Below are 18,576 nucleotides of genomic sequence, written 5' to 3'. Positions count from 1 at the left end.
GGCATGCCGGAAATGGTCGCCGTCTTCTCGAGCGCCGCGGGCGGCGCGAACTGACGGGTTTCGTGAAGAACCGATTCAATCGCAGACATCGACTACCCCTTGGTGAACATGAATCCTCTGCATGGTGGCGCGATCGTGCGCGCCGCGCGTCGTCCTGGCCGGCGCTGCGCGCCGCTGTCTCCCACCACCCGCGCGCGGCCGCGAAGGCCTGCGCACGATGCTGCACCGCACCACATCAAGTCACGTCACGCAAACGTGACCCGCGGCGCGGCAGTTCCACGATAAGCGCGCCAACTTACCCGTCACTTACGCGGCATGGCCGTTTCGTGCGCGACGCGCCGCATCGAGGCCAGCTTTACGCTGTTACAACCGCGACCCTACAATCCTAACTGAACTCGCCTTCCGGATTCCAGCTTGAATCGCTACGCCCTCTTCCTCATCCTGTCGATGCTGTTCGTCGGCAGCAACGTCGGTATCGGTAAATCCATCGTTGCATTCGTCCCCGTCGCCATCCTCGCCACGCTGCGCTTCGTGATCGCGATCGCGGTGCTGTGGCCGCTGTTCAGCCCCGCGAAGATGCGCGCGGTCAAGCGCGGCGAATGGCTGAACCTGTTCCTGCAGGCGTTCTTCGGCACCTTCATGTTCACGCTGCTGATGCTCAACGGCGTGCAGCGCACGAGCGCGGTGGCCGCGGGCGTCATCACGAGCACGATCCCGGCGATCGTCGCGCTGTTCGCATGGCTGATCCTGCGTGAAAAACCGAACGGCCGTGCGCTCGTGTCGATCGCGCTCGCGATCATCGGCGTCGTGACGATCAATCTCGCCAACGGCAGCGCGGCCGGCCACGGCGCGCAGGGCGACGCGTCCGGCTCGCTCGCCGGCAACCTGCTGATTCTCGGCGCGGTGTGCTGCGAATCGATCTACGTGATCCTGTCGCGCCGGCTCACGCAGACGCTCGCGCCGATCGACATCTGCGCGTATACCCACCTGTTCGGCCTGTTCCTGATGCTGCCGCTCGGCGCGACGGCGCTGTGGCGCTTCGATTACGCGAGCGTGCCCGCCGGCACCTGGGCGCTCGTCGTCTGGTACGGGTTGTCGGCCAGCATCTTCTCGTTCTGGCTGTGGATGAAGGGCATCCGGCACGTGCCGGGGAGCCTCGCCGGCGTGTTCAGCGCGGTGCTGCCGATCGCAGCAGCCGCGTACGGCATCGCGTTCCTCGGCGAGCGCCCGACGCTCGCGCACGGCATCGCGCTCGCGTGCGTCGTCGCCGGCATCGTGCTCGCGAGCCTGCGCGTCAAACGCGTGCCGGCGGCCGCCTCCTGATCCGTCCCCCGCGGCGCCGGCGCGTCGCTGCAGTCGCGCCAGCCGACGCGTTACAATAGCGCGCCTTTTCAAGATTACCCCGATACCTGCGCACCGCGCCCGTACCCCGACATGTCCGCCCCGCATTCGCCCGGCCATCCTGGCCGTCGCCCGCTTCGCCCGCTTCCCGCGCTGATTTTCATGAGCCGCTGGCTCCAGGTTCCGCTCTATCTGGGCCTGATCGTCGCGCAGGCCGTCTACGTGTTCCTGTTCCTGAAGGAAGTCTGGCACCTGCTGTCGCATGCGACGGGCCTCGACGAAATCAGCGTGATGCTCGCCGTGCTCGGCCTGATCGACGTGGTGATGATCTCGAACCTGCTGATCATGGTGATCGTCGGCGGGTATGAAACGTTCGTGTCGCGGCTCGGCATCGAGGGCCACCCCGACGAGCCCGAATGGCTCGACCACGTGAACGCGGGCGTGCTGAAGGTCAAGCTGTCGATGGCGCTGATCAGCATTTCGTCGATCCACCTGCTGAAGACGTTCATCAACCCCGACCAGCACACGACGCACGCGATCATGTGGCAGGTGATCATCCACGTGTCGTTCCTCGTGTCGGCGCTCGTGATGGCGTGGGTCGACCGCCTGACGACGCACACGCACCCGGCCCATTTCCACGAGGCGCATGCGTCCGCAGCGTCCCGACCGGCGGCCTGAACCGTCGGCAACGCATTCCCCACTGTCCCCACAGAGTCTCAGCCATGACCGTCATCAAACAGGAAGACCTGATCCAGAGCATCGCGGATTCGCTGCAGTACATCAGCTACTACCACCCGCTCGACTACATCCAGGCCCTCGGCCGCGCGTACGAGCTGGAAGAGAGCCCGGCGGCGAAGGACGCGATCGCGCAGATCCTCACGAACAGCCGCATGTGCGCGGAAGGCAAGCGTCCGATCTGCCAGGACACCGGCATCGTCACGATCTTCGTGAAGGTCGGCATGGACGTGCGCTGGGACGGCGCGACGATGGGCCTCACCGACATGATCAACGAAGGCGTGCGCCGCGGTTACACGCACCCGGACAACGTGCTGCGCGCGTCGATCGTCAATCCGCCGGAAGGCGCCCGCAAGAACACGAAGGACAACACGCCGGCCGTGATCCACTACGAGATCGTGCCGGGCGACAAGGTCGACGTGCAGGTCGCGGCGAAGGGCGGCGGCTCGGAAAACAAGTCGAAATTCGTGATGCTGAACCCGTCCGATTCGATCGTCGACTGGGTGCTGAAGACGGTCCCGACGATGGGCGCCGGCTGGTGCCCGCCGGGCATGCTCGGGATCGGCATCGGCGGCACCGCCGAGAAGGCGATGCTGATGGCGAAGGAATCGCTGATGGAGCCGATCGACATCCAGGAAATCATCGCGCGCGGCCCGAAGGACTGGGTCGAGGAACTGCGTGTCGAACTGCACGAGAAGGTCAACGCGCTCGGCATCGGCGCGCAGGGCCTCGGCGGCCTCGCGACCGTGCTCGACGTGAAGATCATGGCGGCGCCGACGCACGCGGCGTCGAAGCCGGTCGCGCTGATCCCGAACTGCGCGGCCACGCGCCACGCGCACTTCGTGCTCGACGGCTCGGGCCCGGCCAAGCTTGAAGCGCCGTCGCTCGACGCCTGGCCGAAGGTGCAGTGGGAACCGAACACGGAAACCAGCAAGCGCGTCGACCTGAACACGCTGACGCCGGAAGAAGTCGCGAGCTGGACGCCGGGCCAGACGCTGCTGCTGTCGGGCAAGATGCTCACCGGCCGCGACGCCGCGCACAAGCGCATCGCGGACATGCTCGCGAAGGGCGAGAAGCTGCCCGTCGACTTCACGAACCGCGTGATCTACTACGTCGGCCCGGTCGATCCGGTGCGCGACGAAGTCGTCGGCCCGGCCGGCCCGACGACGGCCACGCGCATGGACAAGTTCACCGAGACGATGCTCGCTCAGACGGGTCTGATCTCGATGGTCGGCAAGGCCGAGCGCGGCCCGGTCGCGATCGACGCGATCAAGAAGCACAAGGCCGCCTACCTGATGGCGGTCGGCGGCGCGGCCTACCTCGTGTCGAAGGCGATTCGCGGCGCGAAGGTGCTCGCGTTCGAAGACCTCGGCATGGAAGCGATCTACGAATTCGACGTGCAGGACATGCCTGTAACAGTTGCTGTCGATTCGTCGGGCACGTCGGTGCACCAGACGGGTCCGAAGGAATGGCAGGCGAAGATCGGCAAGATCCCGGTCGCAGCCGCGTAAGCGCGATCGAACGAAAGGCCGGACGCACGTCCGGCCTTTTTACTTCTCATTCTCATTATTGTGCGCGGCCGGTTATTCAAGGCTGATTCTCATTACACGCAAAAGGCAGGCCCGACAAGGCTTCGAGGCTTGGCTTTTCTCGTTCGAGCGATTATCGTTCGGTTTCTGAAGCTCCACTGAACAAGGAACAGCCATGCAAGGCGACAAGAAAGTCATCGAATATCTGAACGCCCAACTGAAGAATGAACTCACGGCGATCAACCAGTACTTCCTGCATGCGCGCATGTACAAGCACTGGGGCCTCGACAAGCTCGGCAAGCACGAATACGACGAGTCGATCGGCGAAATGAAGCACGCCGACTGGCTGATCGAACGCGTGTTCATGCTCGACGGCCTGCCGAACCTGCAGGACCTGCACAAGCTGCTCGTCGGCGAGGAAACCGAAGAGATCCTGAAGTGCGACCTGAAGCTCGAGCAGATCTCGCAGTCCACCTGCAAGGAAGCGATCGCCTACTGCGAATCGGTTCGCGACTACGTGTCGCGCGAGATCTTCGAAAAAATCCTCGACGACACCGAAGAGCACATCGACTGGCTCGAAACGCAGATCGACCTGATCGGCAAGGTCGGCCTGCAGAACTATCAGCAAACGATGATGGGTTCGGCCGAGTAATCGCCCTGCCCTGCCCGCCAGCCCGCCGCCCGCCCGACGATGACGCACCCGTCCGCCGCTAGCGCGCCGCACGCCGCCGCCCCTGTCGGCATCTTCGACTCGGGGCTCGGCGGCCTGTCGGTGCTGCGCGCCGCGCGCGCGCACCTGCCCGGCGAATCGTTCGTCTACGTCGCCGACTCGCACCACGCGCCATACGGCCCGCGCGACGAGGCATTCATTACGGAACGCACGCTGGCCATCGGCGAGTGGCTCGCGCGCGAAGGCGCGAAAGCGCTCGTCATCGCATGCAACACGGCAACGGCTCGGGCGATCGCGGCCATCCGCGAACGCCTGTCGATACCGCTCGTCGGCGTCGAGCCGGGCATCAAGCCGGCCGCCGCGCTGTCCGCGACCGGCGTCGCGGGCGTCCTCGCCACGCAGTCGACGCTGAACAGCCCGCGCTTCCAGGCGCTGCTCGACCGCTACGGCGCCGGCCGCCGCTTCATCTGTCAGCCCGGCCACGGGCTCGTCGAAGCGATCGAGCGCGGCGACACGAACTCGCCCGCACTACGGGCACTGCTCGAGCGTTACATACAGCCGATGCTCGACGACGGCGCCGATACGCTGGTACTCGGCTGCACGCACTATCCGTTCTTCACAGAAACGATTCGTGACATTGTTGGCGAGCGGCTGACGATCGTCGACACGAGCGATGCCATCGCCCGCCAGCTCGCGCGGGTGCTCGACGAACGCGGGCTGCGCGCGCCGGCCGGCACGCACGCCGCGCCGACGCGCTTGTGCTCGACGAGCGACGGCCTGCAATTGCGCGCGCTCGCGTCGACGCTGCTCGGCCTCGAGGCACCGGTCGAATCCGTCACCATTTCCTCGCCGAACGCGCACGCCTGCGCGACCGCCTGACGCGGGCCGGCACGCCGGGCTCCCGCACCGGCCAAGCCGCCGCTTCCTTTCAAGGGTCCGATGACCTTAAAAAAAGCCCGACCCAGGCTTGTCAACACCTGCAAAATTAATGATAATAATTCGCATTAACGTTAGCTATCGCAACTCATCATGATCGTGTGCGTGTGCAAGTCTGTTTCCGATCGCAAGATTCGCGCGTCCCTCGCGGAGGGCGTGGACTCTTTCGATGAACTCCAGTTCGAGCTCGGCGTGGCCACGTGCTGCGGCAAGTGCGAGGAGTCCGTACGCGACCTCATGGCCGAGCAAGGCGTCTGCGCGAGCCGGTGCGGTGTCGAGCATCATGCTCATCCGATCCCGGTCACGTTCTACGACCGCAAGGCGGCCTGAGCGGCGCCAAGCGTGTGCATGCGGCCCGGGCCGCATTTTTTGTCTTGACCGTCAGCAAGCCACCGTCTGCGCGAGCCAACGGCTTACCTGCCAAGGAGCCTGTGATGGAATTGCTGATTGGATTCGTAACCACCGTTTGCATCTCGCTGCTGATCTTCCGCAAGTGATGCCGATTCACCCGCCGCGCCCCGGGTGCGGCGTCGTTCTTTCAAGCTAACATGCAGGCTTCGCATCTCGCTCCTGCCGGCGCCATGCCGGCTGCACCACGTATGAATCCCCGAGTGATCGTCGTCGCGGTCGGCGTGCTAGCCGCACACGCGATCATGCTGACGGCCGCATGGCTCCATCGCAACGCGCCGCCGCCGAAATCGGTCGAGGTCCAGACGATCACCGCGCAGCTCATCACGCCTGCGCCGATCGCGCAGCAGGTCGCGGCCGAATCGATTCCGCAGCCCGCCCCGCCGAAGCCCGTGCCGCGCGTGAAGCCGAAGGTCGAGCCGAAACCGGTGCAGAAAGCCGCGAAGCCGACCCCGCAGCCGGTCGCGCCCTCGCCGGCGCCGTCGCCCACCCCGGCTCCCGCCGCCGATCCGACACCCGCTCCCGCCGCGCCCGCTCCCGCGGCACCGGCCGCTACGCCGGGCCCGGCGCGCGAAACGATGCAGGTCAGCGCGCCGAAGAACGTGCCGACGCTCCAATGCAACTTCGTGAAGCCCGACTATCCGTCGATGTCGCGACGCCGCGGCGAATCGGGCACCGCCTATGTCCACTTCGTCGTCGGCGTGACCGGCAAGATCGAAAGCATCGATCTGCAGAAGAGCAGCGGCTATCCGCGCCTCGACGATGCCGCACTCGACGCGATGCGCGCGACCACCTGCCGTCCGTACGTCGAGAACGGCGAGGCGATCCGCGCCGCCCGCACACAGCCCTACAGCTTCGGGCTCACCGACTAACCTGCCTCATCCGGAAGATTCAAAGGAAACAAAAAATGCAAAGCTACGGTATCGCGCACGTCTGGGCGCAAGGTGATTTCGTCACGCGCGCCATTGCGATCACGCTGCTCGTGATGTCGGTCCTGTCGTGGATCGTGATCGTCATCAAGGGCTGGAACGTGATCCGCCTGAACCGCCTCACGAAGAACGCCGAACAGGCTTTCTGGCATTCCGACGATTTCGACGACGGCATCAAGAAGCTCGGCCTCGCCGCGTCGACGCCGAACGACAACCCGTTCCTCGCGCTCGCGCTGTCGGGCAAGGAAGCCGTCGACCACCACCATCACACGCAACCGCATCTGCACGATCGCATGGACGTATCGGACTGGGTCACGCGCTGCCTGAAGGACACGATGGACGAAGGCATTTCGCGCATGCAGAGCGGCCTCGCGATCCTCGCATCGGTCGGCAGCACCGCGCCGTTCGTCGGCCTGTTCGGCACGGTCTGGGGGATCTACCACGCGCTGCTCGCGATCGGCGCCACCGGCCAGACGTCGATCGACCAGGTCGCGGGTCCGGTCGGCGAATCGCTGATCATGACGGCCTTCGGCCTGTTCGTCGCGATTCCCGCGGTGCTCGGCTACAACGCGCTGATCCGCGCGAACAAGGGTATCGTCAGCAAGCTGCGCCGCTTCGCGCACGGTCTGCACGCGTACTTCGTGACGGGCGCGAGCCTCGCGTCGTCGTCGACGCGCGATGGCCTGCGTCTCGCATCGCGCACCGCCAGCTGAGACGAGGTGAACCATGGCCATGAACACCGGTTTCAGCGACGATGACGACGATGCCGTGATGAGCGAGATCAACATGACGCCGCTCGTCGACGTCATGCTCGTACTCCTGATCATTTTCCTCGTGACGATCCCGGCGATGCAGCATGCGGTGAAGATCGACCTGCCGCACGCCAGCAGCCAGCCCGTCGACGAAAAGCCGCAGACCGTCGACGTCGCGATCCAGGGTGACGGCACGATCCTGTGGGACGACCACACGGTCACGCGCGAACAATTGCAGGCGCGCATCGCGGAAGCCGCGAAGCGCACGCCGCAGCCGGAATTGCATCTGCGCGCGGACCGCAAGGTGGCCTACGAGCACGTCGCGGAAGTGATGTCGGATGCACAGGCTGGCGGCTTGACCAAGCTCGGCTTCGTGACGGAGCCCGGCGCGAAAACGAAGTAACACGCGCACGTTCTGTCGTCGCCAGTAGTCACTGCGCGCCTTGCCGGCCGCACCTAGCCGGCCGCACCTAGCCGGCCGCACCTAGCCGGCCGCACCCAAAGTAAAAGGCCTTCATCGCCAGATGAAGGCCTTTTTTCATGCGCACGCGGGCGCCTTCGGGCGGCGGGCTCTTCGGCGGTATCGGTTACGCCTCGAGCAACGCAAATGCGACTTTGCCGTGGTCTGCACGGACTGCGCGTTCTGCCCTATCTGGCTCACAATATATGCGGCCACCTGATTTCGCTCAGAACTTCCTTCACGAAATGGGATTTCAATATAGGCTCGCCAGCGCACGCATTCAAGGTTCCGGCGATTGAAACTTGCGATTGCAGGCGGCGCTTCAATGACAAAACAAATTTGCGTCGTCGTGCCCGCCGTGTTCAGGTGGCCGAAACATCGGCCGCCGCTTCCTTCTTCGCACGTTCTGGGCAACCCGGATCCTTGTACGCGCCATGGTCGAGCTTCTCGACGAGGTAATCGACGAATGCACGTACCGCGGGCGGCATCCCCTGCCGCGACACGAACACCGCATACAACTGCGGCACCGGCAGCGTCCAGCCCGGCATCACCGGCGACAGTTGCCCCGCGCGCAGCGCGTTGCCGTACATCATCTCCGGCAGCGCCGCGATGCCGAGGCCGTCGAGCACGGCCTCGCGGATCGTCATCAGGTCGGCCGTCACGAGGCGAGGATCGTGCTCGTGCACGTGGCGCGTCCCGTCCGGCGCGATCAGGTTGAAGACGTGCCGGCCGTCGACGCTCGGCGTATCGAGCGTCTCGAAGCCGGTCAGGTCGTCCGGCACCAGCGGCGGTGCATTCTGGCTCAGCAGGCTCGGCGCGCCGACCAGCATCTGCTCGGTGCGCCACAGCGGCCGCACGACGATGTTCGCGTTCTGCGGCGGCTCCGAGCGCACGCGCAACGCGACGTCGATCGAATCCTCGAACAGGTCGATCACGCGGTTCGTCACGCGGACGTGCACCTTCACCTCGGGATAGCGGCGCAGGAATTCGGGCAGGATGCGCGACAGCATCGTCTGCGACAGCGTCACCGGCACGCTGACACGTACCGAGCCGCGCGGCGACGCGCGCAACTGCTGCACGGCGTTCATCGCGGCCTGCGCTTCCGCGAGCATCGCCTGGCAATGCTGGTAAAACAGCTCCCCCGCCTCGGTCAGCGCGAGCTTGCGCGTCGAGCGCTGCAGCAGGCGCACGCCAAGCGCCGCCTCGAGCTCGGTCAGGCGCCGCGACAGACGCGATTTCGAGATGCCCAGCACGCGCTCGGCGGCCGAGAAACCGCCATGTTCGACGACCTGCGAGAAGTACATCAGGTCGTTCAGGTTATGTGCATCGATATTCATCTCATCGTTCCAATTTCAGAACAATCCATTGCGATCCGCCGCAAATCGACCGGTAAAACGCCCAATATAATAGCGCTATGTTTCGAAAATAACGCTATTCCGATGATTTCGAGGGCTTCCCATGACCACCGCTCGCTCGCTTGATCGCACCTACCCCGCGCTTCGCACCACCGAAGGCGGCGGCTTCGTGGTTCACCGCCCGTTCCCGACGCGGCTGCTGATGGATTTCGATCCGTTCCTGCTGCTCGATGAAATGGGCCCTGTCGACTACGCGCCCGGCGAAGCCGTGGGCGCGCCCGACCATCCGCATCGCGGCTTCGAGACCGTGACCTACGCGCTCGACGGACGCTTCCGCCATCGCGACTCGTCCGGCCATGCCGGCACGCTCGGCCCGGGCGACGTGCAATGGATGACGGCCGGGGCCGGCGTCGTCCACAGCGAAATGCCGGACCCGGCGTTCGCGCAGGCCGGCGGCCGCTCCCACGGCTTCCAGCTGTGGGTCAACCTGCCGCGCCGCGACAAGATGATCGCGCCGCGCTACCAGGAGATTCCGGCCGCTCGCATTCCGACGGCGACGTCGCCGGACGGTCGCGCGCGCGTGCGCGTCATCGCCGGCGAAGCGTTTGGCGTACAGGCCGCGATCGAGACGCGCACGCCGATCCTCTATCAGCATTTCACGCTGGAGCCCGGCGCAACGGTCACGCAGCCGGTACCGGCCGGTTATCGCGTGTTTGCCTATCCGATCGACGGAACGGGCCTCTACGGGCCCGACAGGCAGGCTGTCGACCCACGACACATGATCGTCTACGGCGACGACGGCGACACCGTCACGTTCGCTGCCGCCGACACGTCGCTCGACCTGCTGCTGATCGGCGGCGTGCCGCTCAACGAGCCGATCGTCCGTTACGGCCCGTTCGTGATGAATACCGAGGAAGAGATCCGGCAGGCCGTTGTCGACTATCAGACCGGTCGCATGGGTCGCATCGAGGCGTAGTTTCGATCGGGGGTCGCAGGTGCCGCGAAGCCGGCGGTTTTGCGTCACAATAACTTCTTGAACCATGTGGCCACCCGCCACCCAGAAGGAACCCGTCCCCTTGAACTTCGAACATCTGATCCAGATCAACTCCGACGATCCGGCCGTGCCGACTCTCACTCGCGACCAGCTCTGGGAAGGCCTCGTGCTCCGTGCGGAACAGCCGCAATTGTTCGTGATCGGCCTCGACAGTTGCGTCATCCACGAACGGACGGACACGACGCTCGAACGCGAACTGCACTACGGCCACGCGACGGTGCGCGACCACGTGACGTTCACGCCGAACCAGCAGGTCCGCTACGACATCCGAGCAGCCGATGGCGAGATCGGCGGCTCGCTGACGATGACGATCGAGGAGCGCGACGACCACGAACTGTTCCTGCGTTTCGAGTACCGGACGACGCTGACGGTCACCGACGACAGCGAAGAAGCGCGACAGACGCATGGGATCGTCAAGGAGGCATACCGCACGTCGGATATCGACACGGTGCGCCTGATCCGCGAATACGCGCAGGGTCGCAAGGACCCCGATCCGCTGCACTGAGCCCGGCGGCGGCCTGCGGGCCGCCCCTTTTGATTCAAACTATCAGACTAGAACCATCGATCGATAAAGAGTTTTTGTAAATGGGAATAGTTATCATTTAGAATTCATTCCATCGTATCGACAGTCACCGATCAAACCGAATGACCGACACCATGCGCCCGACCACGCTGACCCTGCGCCGGACCACCGGCACCGCAGCCAGCAGCCGTCAGAAGACGGCAGCGGTCACCACGCCGGCGAAACCCGCCGGCAACCGCGATGCAGGCACGCGGGTCGTCAACAGTGATGCGTTGCTGCAAGGCCAAAGCCACGTCAGCATCGCGCATAACGGAGAGACGTATCAGTTGCGCGCCACGCGGCTCGGCAAACTGATCCTGACGAAGTAACGACCGAGTATTGTGGGGACCACCTCCCTGAGAGGTGTTGGGCAGTAGCCAGCGTAACGGCTTGCACGCGAGATCTAGACCCCTTCGTGCAAACACACTCAAGCAGCCGTTGCAGCAAGCCAAGCCACTTTTTTGGTTCTCGCACAAGGAAGAAAAAAGCGACACGTCGATGGACGTGTCGCTTTTTTGTTTGGGCAGCCGATGCGCGAAGCACGCTGCCCAACTGTCGTGGCTGCCGTCAATGCGCGACGGCGAGAGCGGCATGCGCGCCGCCTCAGAATCCCCAGAACATCAACCACCATGCGCTGTCGACGACAGCCAGCCCGACGGCGAACCACGCGAATGCCGCGAGCCGGCGCGGCCACGCCGCATAGCGCCCCGTCACCTTCCACGCGAGCCACGCACTCCATACGTTGGCGCCGACCAGAATCGCGATGCGCACATCGGTTGCCCAGCCGAGCGGCACATGCTCGGCGCGCAGCAACGACAGCGTCGTGGCCGACAACCCGAGGAACACGCCCGCACCCGCGATGGGGATCAGCGCCTGCGCGAGGTGATGCAGGCGCACGCGATCGAAGCGGCCGAGCATCAGCGTGGCGCCGGCCAGCAACACTAGGAGTGCCGTGCCGTATACGAGCCCCGTGCCGACGATGTAGCTGACGACCAGCCCGCCATCGAGCCAGGAGAACACGTCGTTGCGATCCGGGTAGTGCGTGAGCAGGAACCACGGCGCATTGGTCTCGAGCGGCCACGTGATGTCGTGGTCGATCAGCCAGCCCGCGAGCCATTGCTTGATCTGCACGAACCACGGGCTGACGGTCCAGTGGAACGCACCGATCGCCACGCCGAGCAGGCCGTACAGGATCAGTGCGGTGTCCCACGGGTTGGCTCGCTCCGCACCGAGGTTCACGACTTCGTCGGACGGCGAGCGCAGCGACAGCGAAATCGCGTCGCGGTGCCCGCTGCAGCGACCGCACATATGGCAGTCCGCCGCGCCCTTCATGTTGCGCAACGGGACGAGCGGCGCGCAATTGATCGGAATCACGCGATGGCCGTGCTCGCCGTTCCTGTACGAACGGCGCCACGCGTCCTCGTCGACCTTGTAGCGCATCGGCGCAAGCCGCGCGAGCAACCCGAACACGCCGTTGACCGGGCACAGATACTTGCACCACACGCGCTTCTCGCGGCCGTACAGCACGCCGATCACGATCGCGCCGACGGTCGAGCCGCCGAGCACGAACAGCACCGCGAGCGGGTACTGGTACACGCTCACCATCTGCCCATAGATCGTCGTGATGCCGAACGCGACGAACGGCCAGCCGCCCCACCGGATCCAGCGTGGAATCGGGCCGCCGCGGCCGAACTTGCTCGCGTATTCGGTGAGCGCGCCTTCCGGGCACAGCACACCGCACCAGACGCGGCCGAGCATCACCATCGACAGCAGCACGAACGGCCACCAGATGCCCCAGAACGCGAACTGCGCGATGAGCGTGAGGTTGTTCCACAGATGCGCGGAATCGTCCGGCAGCGGCAACACCGCCGGCACGATGATCAGGAACGCGTAGACGGCGACGACGATCCACTGAATACCGCGGATCAGCGCACCGTGGCGCTGCATCCACTGGCCGGCCTGCGCGAGCCAGCCCGGCTTGACGGCGGCGACAACGCTCATGCCGCGCGACCCGCTACGACGGCCGGACGGCGGCTCGCACGCTTCATCAGCAACCAGACGACCGCCCAGTACACCGCATACGCCACCAGGTTGGTCAGCGCCGGGTGCGCGCGATAGCCGGTCAGCGTCGCGACGAGCGAACCGAACGTGCCCGAATCATCGAGGATCGCGGACGTATCCCACACCTGCGAGATGCCGAGCGGCAGGATTTCCTTGTCGATCAGCTTGTCGACGCCGGTCTGGAACAGGCCCGCGCCGAGGAACAGCAGCATCACTTCGGTGACGCGGAAAAAATGCCGCCACGAGAAGTACTTGCCGCCGAGCTGCAGCAGATAGAACGTGAGGAACGCGAGGCCCAGGCCGATCACGACCGCGAGCATCTGGCTGCCGTCGACGTGGCCGGACTGGCCGAAACCGAGGCCGTACAGGAAGATCACCGTCTCGCTGCCTTCGCGCGCGATCGCGAGCGCGACCAGCACGGCGACGCCCCACCAGTTCGAATCACGCGTGCTTTGCTGCAGCGATTGCTCCATGTCGCGCTTCAGCGTGCGGCCGTGCCGGCGCATCCACAGCACCATCTGCACGATCAGCACGCACGCGATCAGCACCATCGCCGTCTGGAAATAGTCCTGCGCGTCGCCGGACAACACTTCGGTGAACCCGACCAGCGCGGCGCCGAGGCCGACTGCCATCAGCAGGCCGACAGCGACGCCCGTCCAGAGGAAAGGCAAACCGCGGCGCGCGTCGTCGTCGCCGTTTTTCAGCCATGCATAGAGAATGCCGACGACGAGCAGCGCTTCGACGCTCTCCCGCCAGACGATGAACAAGATCTGACCCATCGATACCTCCTGACGCGCGGGGCACGGCCTGGCCCGCCCGCGCGCAGATAAAACACGTTACTTCGCGACGATCACGCCCTGTGCCTGCTGGTGGAAATCGTCGAAAAACTTGTATTCGCCCGGCGACAGCGGGGCGACGACCACGAACGAATCGGCGCCCGGCGCGAGCACCTTCTCCTTGCGCAACTGCACGCTCTCGAATTCGGCGGCGCCCTTGCCGGTGTTCCTGATCTCGATCTTGAAACGCTGGCCGGCCGGCACTTCGATGCGGGCGGGATTCAGCTTGCCATCCGTCATCTCGAGCTTGAACGTCGGCAGATCGGCCGCATGCGCCGCGCCGGCAAGCCACAGCGCAGCGGCTGCGGCTGCGGCGACGATTTTCTGGGGAATTTTCATTCTGGGTTCTCTACGCCGACGGCGCGCCGAAGCGCGCCGTTCGTGATACCACCGATCAGTAACCGCCCTTCTTGCCGATACCGGCGAACGGGAAGTCGTACTCGAGCGTGATGGGCTTGAACCACGGGCCCACGCCCGTTTCCTTGTCGACGTGACGACCGAACGCCATGTGACCCGACTGCATCGGCGGCTTGACGACCAGCGTCAGGTGGTACTTGCCCGGGCCGGCGAGCTTCACGTTGTCGCCGTAGTGCGGGCCGTCGCTCGCGACCATGCCCATCAGATCGCCCTCGGCCTTCCACTTGGTGTCGCCCTGCTTCGTCAGCTTGTACGTGACCTGCAGGTACGGCATCCAGTCGCCTTCCGCGAAACCCGTCGGGTTGTTCTTGACCGCATGGATGTCGGCCTCGAGGTGGATGTCGGAATCCGACGCCTTGCGCATCATGCCTTCCGGGTCCATCGTGATCGGCTGCAGATACACCGCGCCGATTTCCATGCCGCCCTGGATCTGCTGCTTGCCGATCGGATACTCGGCAGCCGAGGCCGACATCGCGGCAAACGCCGCCGCTACCGCAACCGTCGTGCGGATGAACGAAGAACCCAACATGGACACTCCTTGTTATTTGTCTGACTATCTTGACGACATGCGAGCCGCCGCTGCCGCCCGCCGGAAACACTAACGCGACGAAGAACGTTAATGCGAACTATTCTCAATACATGCGGAGTTTAGCACCGAACCCGTTCCGGAACAAACGGGGAGCGCCGTAAACCCCTGATCCGACAAGGCTTACAGGCGCTTTACCGAAGGATTCCGTGACGCTTGGAAAGATTTACCGGCCACCGCTGATGTGGTCGCCGACGTTCGCGCCGAACACGCGTTCACGCAGCACGGCAAGCTGGTCGCGGGTCGCGGCGGCCTTCTCGAATTCGAGATTCTTCGCGTAGTCGGCCATCTGCTTCTCGAGGCGCTTGATTTCCTTCGCGAGCTGCTTTTCCGACATGTCCTCGAATTTCGCGCGCTGCTGCGCCTCCTTCAGCTCCGCGCGCGCGTCGTCGGCGTTGTAGACGCCGTCGATGATGTCCTTGATGCGCTTCACGACGCCGCGCGGCGTAATGCCCATCTTTTCGTTGTAGGCGATCTGCTTCGCGCGGCGCCGCTCGGTTTCGCCGATCGCGCGCTTCATCGACTCGGTCATGTTGTCCGCGTAGAGGATCGCCTTGCCATTCACGTTCCGCGCGGCACGACCGATCGTCTGGATCAGCGAGCGCTCGGCGCGCAGGAAGCCCTCCTTGTCCGCATCGAGAATCGCGACGAGCGACACTTCGGGAATGTCGAGGCCCTCGCGCAGCAGGTTGATCCCGACCAGCACGTCGAACGTGCCGAGCCGCAGGTCGCGGATGATCTCGACGCGCTCGACCGTGTCGATGTCGCTGTGCAGGTAGCGCACCTTGACGCCGTGGTCGGCCAGGAACTCGGTCAGCTGTTCGGCCATGCGCTTCGTCAGCACGGTGATCAGCACGCGCTCGCCGGCCTTCACGCGCGCGTTGATTTCGGTCAGCACGTCGTCGACCTGCGAGCTCGCCGGCCGGACTTCGATTTCCGGATCGACGAGGCCCGTCGGCCGCACGACCTGCTCGGCGATCTGACCCGTCACGCGCTTCTCGTAGTCGGCCGGCGTGGCCGACACGAACACGACCTGGCGCATCTTGCGCTCGAACTCGTGGAACTTCAGCGGCCGGTTGTCGAGCGCCGACGGCAGGCGGAACCCGTAATTGACGAGGTTTTCCTTGCGCGCGCGGTCGCCGTTGTACATGCCGTTCAACTGGCCGATCAGCACGTGCGATTCGTCGAGCAGCATCAGCGCATCGGGCGGCAGGTAGTCGACGAGCGTCGGCGGCGGATCGCCGGGCGCCGCCCCCGAGAAATGCCGCGAATAGTTCTCGATGCCCTTGCAGAAGCCGAGCTCCTGCAGCATCTCGAGGTCGAAGCGCGTGCGCTGCTCGAGGCGCTGCGCCTCGACGAGCTTGCCTTCGCGATGGAAGAACTCGAGCCGTTCGCGCAGTTCGTCCTTGATCGTCTCGACCGCGCGCATCACGGTGTCGCGCGGCGTCACGTAGTGCGACGACGGATACACGGTGAAACGCGGGATCTTCTGCCGCACGCGCCCTGTCAGCGGGTCGAACAGGTGCAGCGTCTCGACCTCGTCGTCGAACAGCTCGACGCGCACGGCCATTTCCGCATGCTCGGCCGGGAAGATGTCGATCGTGTCGCCGCGCACGCGGAACGTGCCGCGCTGGAAATCCTGCTCGTTGCGCGTGTATTGCATCGCGATCAGCCGCGCGATCACGTCGCGCTGGCCGAGCTTGTCCCCGGTGCGCAGCGTCAGGATCATCTGGTGGTATTCGGACGGGTTGCCGATACCGTAGATCGCCGACACCGTCGCGACGATCACCACGTCGCGGCGCTCCATCAGGCTCTTCGTCGCCGACAGCCGCATCTGCTCGATGTGCTCGTTGATCGACGAATCCTTCTCGATGAACAGGTCGCGCTGCGGCACGTAGGCCTCGGGCTGGTAGTAGTCGTAGTACGAGACGAAGTACTCGACCGCGTTGCGCGGGAAGAACTCGCGGAACTCCGCGTAAAGCTGGGCGGCGAGCGTCTTGTTCGGCGCGAACACGATCGCCGGGCGGCCGAGCCGCGCGATCGTGTTGGCCATCGTGAAGGTCTTGCCCGAGCCGGTTACGCCGAGCAGCGTCTGGAAGGCAAGGCCGTCGCCGACCCCTTCGACGAGCGTGTCGATCGCGCTCGGCTGGTCGCCCGCGGGCGGATACGGCTGGTAAAGCTGGAACGGCGACCCTTCGAAAGTGACGAATTTGGATTCGTCGAGCGCGTCGCCGACTTCGGCATGATGTTCGGACATGGAATGCGGCCGGAGCAAGGGCAAAGAAAGCATTCTAGCGCTTCGCGGCCGAGCGAACTGCTGTCGGCTCCTGACGCGCGACGGCCGCCCGAAATCGCGTTTCGCCGCGCCAATCGCGACGGAATCACCGCCCCCGCCAGCGCGAATTCGCTACAATGTCAGGCTGCTGCGCTTTCCGGCGTCGCGCCGTTGGCGCGGTCCGCTGCACCCGTCCCGCCGGCTGAAAGCCTGACCCTCTTTTCACTACTGCCGAATCATCATGTCGCTCTTCTCCGCTGTCCAGCTTGCTCCCCGCGACCCGATCCTGGGCCTGAACGAAGCCTTCAACGCCGATACGCGTCCGACCAAGGTCAACCTCGGCGTTGGCGTGTACACGAACGAGGAAGGCAAGATTCCGCTGCTGCGCGCGGTTCGCGACGCGGAGAAGGCGCGTGTCGAAGCCGGCCTGCCGCGCGGTTACCTGCCGATCGACGGGATCGCCGCCTACGATGCGGCCGTGCAGAAGCTGCTGCTGGGCAACGATTCGCCGCTGATCGCGGCGGGCCGCGTCGTCACGGCGCAGGCCCTGGGCGGCACGGGCGCGCTGAAGATCGGCGCCGATTTCCTGCGCACCGTGAATCCGAACGTGAAGGTCGCGATCAGCGATCCGAGCTGGGAAAACCACCGCGCGCTGTTCGAGGCGGCCGGCTTCGAAGTCGTCGCGTACCCGTATTACGACGCGGCCACCAACGGCGTGAACTTCGAAGGCATGCTGTCGGCGCTGAACAGCTACGCGGCCGGCACGGTCGTCGTGCTGCACGCGTGCTGCCACAACCCGACCGGCGTGGACCTCACCGAAGCGCAATGGCAACAGGTCGTCGACGTCGTGAAGGCGCGCAACCTCGTGCCGTTCCTCGACATGGCCTACCAGGGTTTCGGCGAAAACATCGAAGCCGATGCCGCTGCCGTGCGCCTGTTTGCCGCGGCCGACCTGAACGCGTTCGTGTCGTCGTCGTTCTCGAAGTCGTTCTCGCTGTACGGCGAGCGCGTTGGCGCGCTGTCGATCATCACGTCGAGCAAGGAAGAAGCCACGCGCGTGCTGTCGCAACTGAAGCGCGTGATCCGCACGAACTACTCGAACCCGCCGACCCATGGCGGCGCGGTGGTCGCAGCGGTGCTCGCGTCGCCGGAACTGCACGCTTCGTGGGTCCAGGAACTCGGCGAAATGCGCGACCGCATCCGTGCGATGCGCAACGGTCTCGTCGAACGCCTGAAGGCAAGCGGCGTCGATCGCGATTTCAGCTTCATCAACGCGCAGCGCGGGATGTTCTCGTATTCGGGCCTGACCTCGGCACAAGTCGATCGCCTGCGCGACGAGTTCGGCATCTATGCGGTCGGCACGGGCCGGATCTGCGTCGCCGCGCTGAACACGCGCAACCTCGACGTGGTCGCCCAAGCGGTCGCAGCGGTCCTGAAGTAAAGCGGCGCCGGGCGGCGGCCGTCGCCGGCCCCGCCCTGCCGACATGAAAAACGCGCTCCACGGAGCGCGTTTTTTTGCGCCATCCAACGCGGCGGGCGGCGACACCGCCCACATCCGCGTTACTGCATGAACCAGCCGTGACTGACGACCACCGACTGGCCCGTGAGCGCGGCGCTCGGGAACGCCGACAGGAACAGCACCGTCTGCGCGACGTCCTGCACCGTCGTGA

19 protein-coding genes and 1 pseudogene are annotated in these 18,576 nt (G+C 65.1%); 13 read left to right on the top strand and 7 right to left on the bottom strand.

All coding sequences use genetic code 11. The features are described from left to right. Positions 1–414: 414 nt before the first annotated feature. The 9 genes from C5F75_RS06955 (at position 415) to C5F75_RS06915 (ending at position 7,703) form a co-directional block, all read left to right on the top strand. A complete protein-coding gene (locus tag C5F75_RS06955; protein ID WP_059642269.1) occupies positions 415–1,323 on the top strand; it encodes a DMT family transporter in 909 nt (302 codons plus the stop codon). Between the two features lie 111 nt (positions 1,324–1,434). Next, complete coding sequence (locus C5F75_RS06950) at positions 1,435–2,019, top strand: TIGR00645 family protein (RefSeq protein WP_059583558.1); 585 nt, start codon at positions 1,435–1,437, stop codon at positions 2,017–2,019. 44 nt (positions 2,020–2,063) lie between these two features. Beyond that, the gene (locus C5F75_RS06945) at positions 2,064–3,587 is read left to right on the top strand and encodes a fumarate hydratase (protein ID WP_034183495.1); all 1,524 of its coding nucleotides are present in this window, start codon (positions 2,064–2,066) and stop codon (positions 3,585–3,587) included. Between the two features lie 193 nt (positions 3,588–3,780). Then, on the top strand, positions 3,781–4,257 hold the full coding sequence (bfr, locus tag C5F75_RS06940) for a bacterioferritin (RefSeq protein ID WP_006478315.1): 477 nt from the start codon (positions 3,781–3,783) through the stop codon (positions 4,255–4,257). 39 nt (positions 4,258–4,296) lie between these two features. Next, positions 4,297–5,154: a glutamate racemase gene (murI, locus tag C5F75_RS06935; RefSeq protein WP_059583556.1), complete on the top strand. Its 858-nt coding sequence runs from the start codon at positions 4,297–4,299 to the stop codon at positions 5,152–5,154. A gap of 150 nt (positions 5,155–5,304) precedes the next feature. Then, positions 5,305–5,541 carry a (2Fe-2S)-binding protein gene (locus C5F75_RS06930; protein ID WP_059583555.1) on the top strand — a complete coding sequence of 79 codons (237 nt, stop codon included), beginning with the start codon at positions 5,305–5,307 and terminating at the stop codon, positions 5,539–5,541. A 218-nt stretch (positions 5,542–5,759) separates the two neighbouring features. Continuing rightward, positions 5,760–6,491, top strand: a complete 732-nt coding sequence (locus C5F75_RS06925) for an energy transducer TonB (protein WP_060011405.1) — start codon at positions 5,760–5,762, stop codon at positions 6,489–6,491. A 35-nt stretch (positions 6,492–6,526) separates the two neighbouring features. Further along, entirely contained in the window at positions 6,527–7,261 is a 735-nt protein-coding gene (locus C5F75_RS06920; protein ID WP_059583552.1) for a MotA/TolQ/ExbB proton channel family protein, read from the top strand. A 13-nt stretch (positions 7,262–7,274) separates the two neighbouring features. Continuing rightward, positions 7,275–7,703, top strand: coding sequence for an ExbD/TolR family protein (locus C5F75_RS06915; protein ID WP_059583550.1), 429 nt, complete (start codon positions 7,275–7,277; stop codon positions 7,701–7,703). 419 nt (positions 7,704–8,122) lie between these two features. On the opposite strand, the gene C5F75_RS06910 is transcribed toward C5F75_RS06915, so the two are convergent. Further along, on the bottom strand, positions 8,123–9,097 hold the full coding sequence (locus C5F75_RS06910; protein WP_059583548.1) for a LysR family transcriptional regulator: 975 nt from the start codon (positions 9,095–9,097) through the stop codon (positions 8,123–8,125). Between the two features lie 121 nt (positions 9,098–9,218). Between C5F75_RS06910 and C5F75_RS06905 the strand changes: the two genes are divergently transcribed. The 3 genes from C5F75_RS06905 to hemP all read left to right on the top strand — a co-directional run bounded on the left by C5F75_RS06905 (position 9,219) and on the right by hemP (position 11,060). Beyond that, positions 9,219–10,091, top strand: coding sequence for a pirin family protein (locus C5F75_RS06905; RefSeq protein ID WP_059642290.1), 873 nt, complete (start codon positions 9,219–9,221; stop codon positions 10,089–10,091). Between the two features lie 100 nt (positions 10,092–10,191). Then, positions 10,192–10,674, top strand: coding sequence for an SRPBCC family protein (locus tag C5F75_RS06900; RefSeq protein WP_059583545.1), 483 nt, complete (start codon positions 10,192–10,194; stop codon positions 10,672–10,674). A gap of 140 nt (positions 10,675–10,814) precedes the next feature. Further along, on the top strand, positions 10,815–11,060 hold the full coding sequence (gene hemP, locus C5F75_RS06895; protein WP_034207822.1) for a hemin uptake protein HemP: 246 nt from the start codon (positions 10,815–10,817) through the stop codon (positions 11,058–11,060). 274 nt (positions 11,061–11,334) lie between these two features. On the opposite strand, the gene C5F75_RS06885 is transcribed toward hemP, so the two are convergent. The 5 genes from C5F75_RS06885 to uvrB all read right to left on the bottom strand — a co-directional run bounded on the left by C5F75_RS06885 (position 11,335) and on the right by uvrB (position 16,888). Continuing rightward, entirely contained in the window at positions 11,335–12,732 is a 1,398-nt protein-coding gene (locus C5F75_RS06885) for a 4Fe-4S binding protein (protein ID WP_059583543.1), read from the bottom strand. Continuing rightward, entirely contained in the window at positions 12,729–13,571 is an 843-nt protein-coding gene (locus C5F75_RS06880) for an FTR1 family iron permease (RefSeq protein WP_059583542.1), read from the bottom strand. Before C5F75_RS06880 ends, C5F75_RS06885 begins: the two co-directional genes overlap by 4 nt. A 57-nt stretch (positions 13,572–13,628) precedes the next feature. Then, positions 13,629–13,967 (bottom strand): cupredoxin domain-containing protein, encoded by a 339-nt coding sequence (locus tag C5F75_RS06875; protein ID WP_059583540.1) that lies wholly within the window; start codon positions 13,965–13,967, stop codon positions 13,629–13,631. Positions 13,968–14,022: 55 nt separating this feature from the next. After that, positions 14,023–14,574: an iron transporter gene (locus tag C5F75_RS06870; RefSeq protein WP_059583539.1), complete on the bottom strand. Its 552-nt coding sequence runs from the start codon at positions 14,572–14,574 to the stop codon at positions 14,023–14,025. Positions 14,575–14,797: 223 nt separating this feature from the next. Further along, a complete protein-coding gene (gene uvrB, locus C5F75_RS06865) occupies positions 14,798–16,888 on the bottom strand; it encodes an excinuclease ABC subunit UvrB (protein WP_059583537.1) in 2,091 nt (696 codons plus the stop codon). A 259-nt stretch (positions 16,889–17,147) separates the two neighbouring features. Between uvrB and C5F75_RS06855 the strand changes: the two genes are divergently transcribed. Then, positions 17,148–18,347, top strand: coding sequence for an amino acid aminotransferase (locus tag C5F75_RS06855; protein ID WP_059583535.1), 1,200 nt, complete (start codon positions 17,148–17,150; stop codon positions 18,345–18,347). A 119-nt stretch (positions 18,348–18,466) separates the two neighbouring features. On the opposite strand, the pseudogene C5F75_RS06850 reads toward C5F75_RS06855, so the two are convergent. Then, a pseudogene (locus tag C5F75_RS06850) lies at positions 18,467–18,576 on the bottom strand (3-hydroxybutyrate dehydrogenase); the annotation flags it as partial.

It is taken from the genome of Burkholderia anthinoferrum, assembly GCF_002925705.1.
GTDB lineage: Bacteria > Pseudomonadota > Gammaproteobacteria > Burkholderiales > Burkholderiaceae > Burkholderia > Burkholderia semiarida.
Note: the sequence above shows the minus strand (reverse complement) of the source record. Positions and strands in the feature narration are given on the sequence as shown.

Bases quoted from the DNA above. Each gene is read 5' to 3' on its own strand.
- C5F75_RS06950 (WP_059583558.1), top strand. From the start codon at position 1,435: ATGTCCGCCCCGCATTCGCCCGGCCATCCTGGCCGTCGCCCGCTTCGC.
- C5F75_RS06945 (WP_034183495.1), top strand. From the start codon at position 2,064: ATGACCGTCATCAAACAGGAAGACCTGATCCAGAGCATCGCGGATTCG.
- bfr (WP_006478315.1), top strand. From the start codon at position 3,781: ATGCAAGGCGACAAGAAAGTCATCGAATATCTGAACGCCCAACTGAAG.
- murI (WP_059583556.1), top strand. From the start codon at position 4,297: ATGACGCACCCGTCCGCCGCTAGCGCGCCGCACGCCGCCGCCCCTGTC.
- C5F75_RS06930 (WP_059583555.1), top strand. From the start codon at position 5,305: ATGATCGTGTGCGTGTGCAAGTCTGTTTCCGATCGCAAGATTCGCGCG.
- C5F75_RS06925 (WP_060011405.1), top strand. From the start codon at position 5,760: ATGCAGGCTTCGCATCTCGCTCCTGCCGGCGCCATGCCGGCTGCACCA.
- C5F75_RS06920 (WP_059583552.1), top strand. From the start codon at position 6,527: ATGCAAAGCTACGGTATCGCGCACGTCTGGGCGCAAGGTGATTTCGTC.
- C5F75_RS06915 (WP_059583550.1), top strand. From the start codon at position 7,275: ATGGCCATGAACACCGGTTTCAGCGACGATGACGACGATGCCGTGATG.
- C5F75_RS06910 (WP_059583548.1), bottom strand. From the start codon at position 9,097: ATGAATATCGATGCACATAACCTGAACGACCTGATGTACTTCTCGCAG.
- C5F75_RS06905 (WP_059642290.1), top strand. From the start codon at position 9,219: ATGACCACCGCTCGCTCGCTTGATCGCACCTACCCCGCGCTTCGCACC.
- hemP (WP_034207822.1), top strand. From the start codon at position 10,815: ATGACCGACACCATGCGCCCGACCACGCTGACCCTGCGCCGGACCACC.
- C5F75_RS06885 (WP_059583543.1), bottom strand. From the start codon at position 12,732: ATGAGCGTTGTCGCCGCCGTCAAGCCGGGCTGGCTCGCGCAGGCCGGC.
- C5F75_RS06880 (WP_059583542.1), bottom strand. From the start codon at position 13,571: ATGGGTCAGATCTTGTTCATCGTCTGGCGGGAGAGCGTCGAAGCGCTG.
- C5F75_RS06875 (WP_059583540.1), bottom strand. From the start codon at position 13,967: ATGAAAATTCCCCAGAAAATCGTCGCCGCAGCCGCAGCCGCTGCGCTG.
- C5F75_RS06870 (WP_059583539.1), bottom strand. From the start codon at position 14,574: ATGTTGGGTTCTTCGTTCATCCGCACGACGGTTGCGGTAGCGGCGGCG.
- uvrB (WP_059583537.1), bottom strand. From the start codon at position 16,888: ATGTCCGAACATCATGCCGAAGTCGGCGACGCGCTCGACGAATCCAAA.
- C5F75_RS06855 (WP_059583535.1), top strand. From the start codon at position 17,148: ATGTCGCTCTTCTCCGCTGTCCAGCTTGCTCCCCGCGACCCGATCCTG.